General features: G+C 31.6%; 3 protein-coding genes and 1 pseudogene. 2 read left to right on the top strand and 2 right to left on the bottom strand.

Annotation, left to right across the window (positions count from 1 at the left end; translation table 11 throughout):
- The coding region (locus tag BCG07_RS01120; RefSeq protein ID WP_171034732.1) for an IS3 family transposase at nt 1-130 on the top strand (130 nt) is incomplete at its 5' end.
- 1 nt (nt 131) lies between these two features.
- On the opposite strand, the gene BCG07_RS01115 is transcribed toward BCG07_RS01120, so the two are convergent.
- Together BCG07_RS01115 and BCG07_RS01110 are read right to left on the bottom strand one after the other, a co-directional pair.
- Nucleotides 132-1,607, bottom strand: a complete 1,476-nt coding sequence (locus tag BCG07_RS01115; RefSeq protein WP_286888154.1) for a hypothetical protein — start codon at nt 1,605-1,607, stop codon at nt 132-134.
- Nucleotides 1,608-1,811: 204 nt separating this feature from the next.
- Nucleotides 1,812-2,207: a hypothetical protein gene (locus BCG07_RS01110; RefSeq protein ID WP_286888152.1), complete on the bottom strand. Its 396-nt coding sequence runs from the start codon at nt 2,205-2,207 to the stop codon at nt 1,812-1,814.
- Nucleotides 2,208-2,748: 541 nt separating this feature from the next.
- Here BCG07_RS01110 and recR point away from each other — a divergent pair.
- A pseudogene (recR, locus tag BCG07_RS01105) lies at nt 2,749-3,001 on the top strand (recombination mediator RecR); the annotation flags it as partial.

Raw genomic sequence — 3,001 nt, 5'->3', positions numbered from 1 at the left:
ATACGCAACGTTAGAGTGGGTCAATTGGTTTAATAATCAACGCTTATTATCTTCAATTGGGTATATTTCACCAGCTCAATATGAAACAGACTACTATGATAATTTAAACGAGTCAGGTAAAGTGGCCTGACTTAAACAAACTGGTCTCCGATGAACTCGGGGCGATTCATATATTTATCTGCAATATCTTTCAGTACAAGCTTGAATTTTGATGTCTGATTTTCGTAACTACAGACTAAAATTCTTTTGCCATTGAAAAGGTTGTTATTTAATACTTCACGATTCACTTTAAGTCTACGCAACTCAAAGCCGTCAGACATTACAACAACACTAGATTCATTTATATGATTTTTAAAACCTTTATCTTTTACCCTGTTACTATATTGATATGTCTTACAAAGGTTCTTATTAAGTTTTTCAACACTACTTAAAACTTCATCTGAATAATTATAACCAAGCTCTTTATCAATCTTTTCTAGTTTAAATAAAAGGCCTTTGTGTATTTGTCGAACCATTGCACTATCGAGAGCAACCATAAAATCAGTTAATTCTTTTTCTGTTTCAATTTTGTTTTTTTCAAAATTTATTGAACTTCTTTGAAGGAAATATCTTTCTGACACACCGTTATCATGAAATACTACACGAGATACAACATCCTTTTTTATAAATAGGGTTCCATTTCTATCATATTTAAGTAAATCATAACCTGTTGTAAAATTATCTTTTCTTGACTTAAGATTAGAGGCAATACCTCTTAGCAAAGAACTGTTGTTAATTGACCCATCTGTTGCAAAAACTCTTAATATATCATTCCTATAGGCTCTAAATTCCTTTTCTTTATAATAAGAAAGCATTTCAAAGCCCTTTTCAGAGTCTTTATCAATTGATTTGATTTTTTTATTTATACTTTTTTGAGCATATTTGAAATCATCGTAATAGCTATTTAGCTCACCAGTAGCATTAAACCAATCAGCAAGAATAGCATCACTAAAATCGTCAACACTATAATCAACAGCATTATTAATCAATGGGGAACTATTCTTCATCAAATAATCAACGTAACGATTGTTATCAACATTTAACAAAGGTAAGTTAGCCAAAAATACTTTTGATTGTGATGTATCTTTATTTTCCATAGTGTATGGGAAATTTTTAGGATTCATTTTTCCGTAGAAAACGTTTTCTTTGTATAATTGCAAATAAAAAGCTCTTTCTTTTACTTCGTTTGGAACTGAAGCAACTATTGAATCAACCATATATTTTTGAGCACCAAAAAAAACACTAAATGATAAAAAATAAACCATAATAAAAGTGATAACTGACAAAGAGGCAGAGGCTTTTTTTACTTTCACTAAAGACGCAACAAGAATAGCAAATCCCAAAGAGGATATTAGCCTTCCTAGAATTTCAATGTTTTCAATGGATGATGTATCAGATACGATGCCAATAGTCTCTAGAAGTCTATTTCTGAAGGCAACCTCTAATAATAGATACAAAACTAAATAAATGATTAAGAAAATTTTCATCGCTTTTTTTTTGCGTTGAAATGGTTCAGAGATTGCTCTGGGACTCTTAGGTGTTGCATAACATTCCTTGTATAATTTCATAGCATCAACAACTAAAATTTGGAGTAAAACTGCGAAAGTTGCCCTTAATATTTACTTTTATTAATCAAATATAATAAATGTTAGGTCGTTTATATTTTGAATGATTGTTTATTTAACAGTGAATTAGTGGTTTTATTAAGTGGCAAAATTGACTATGCCACTACGTTCTTCATGAAATTCTCTATAATAATATTCAGCATATGATTAGATATTAAATAGTATGATCCCAATTACAATAAGAGCTATTGTCAGCTTTACATCATGTTTTAGTAGAAATTTTTTGGCGTAAATAAGTGTGACTACCAATGCTGAAGCTATTAGCATTGCCAGTAAGCCGATAAATTCTCCGTTAAAAATTGCAATGAGTCCACCTACAAAAATGAAGGGAGATATACACCACAACAAGGCACTAACTAGACCAACTTTACCTATAAGCTTACTGAAATCATTAGCAGAAGAGTTAGGTTTTGTATTTGCTTTAACATGTTCATTGCTTTGTCTTTGCGAGTCTTGGAACATTCGCCTGTCTCTTTCAAGGTAGGCTTGAGAGTCTCCATCCTTAGCTAATCGATCTATTTCACTATCACTTTTTCCATACATGGTTACTATTCCTTTACAAGGTTTGTTTAGAGGCGTTTTCTTTTAATATACATGTTGTTACGAATAATTATCTTAAGGGAAAGTAAAGAAAAATGCAATATTTTGAAGGGGATAGCTAGGGTTTGAGTTAGTTATTATCATAATTAAGTTGTGGTCAAATAAATTTATTATTGTTAGGTACTACTGTTAATAATATTGGTTATTTAATACACCTACTTGGCTAGTTCTTCTAGATTGAGATTCATTATTTTTAAATGGTAGTACTGTTAAATATTGGACTTTCAATGGGAAAGTCAGTAATATTCTGCCATTGTTGTTTGTATATTAGCAGTGTTTAATAATACAAATTAAAGAAGCCCCTTATATCTTTATAAGTGAATCAAATTATAAAGGAATACAGAGGGACTAAAATTTAAGTAATTATGAGTAATGATAAGAACATGAAAAACGTTAACTATATAATAATACAGCACTTTGTTTTTGGTGATTACTCATGATTAATGCCGTTTTTTCAGGTATGAAAATGCCGTTTTAACAAACAATGCAACTTTCAGATAGTTTAAATCAGCTTATTGAAGCATTGCGGTGTCAACCGGGTATTGGCCCAAAGTCTGCACAGCGTATTGCATTCCATTTGCTTGAACGTGATCGCAAAGGTGGTACACAACTAGGTAGCGCGCTTACTAAGGCAATGACAGCAATAGGTCATTGCCAAACGTGCCGAACTTTTTGTGAGCAACCTCAGTGTGACATTTGCTTGAGCACAAAACGCCAAGACAGCGGTACGTTATGTG

Source organism: Pseudoalteromonas sp. ESRF-bin5, assembly GCF_002632075.1.
GTDB classification, from domain to species: Bacteria; Pseudomonadota; Gammaproteobacteria; order Enterobacterales; family Alteromonadaceae; genus Pseudoalteromonas; species Pseudoalteromonas marina.
Note: the sequence above shows the minus strand (reverse complement) of the source record. Positions and strands in the feature narration are given on the sequence as shown.

Coding starts and splice junctions, on each gene's coding strand:
- BCG07_RS01110 (WP_286888152.1), bottom strand. CDS start 2,207: ATGTATGGAAAAAGTGATAGTGAAATAGATCGATTAGCTAAGGATGGA.
- BCG07_RS01115 (WP_286888154.1), bottom strand. CDS start 1,607: ATGAAATTATACAAGGAATGTTATGCAACACCTAAGAGTCCCAGAGCA.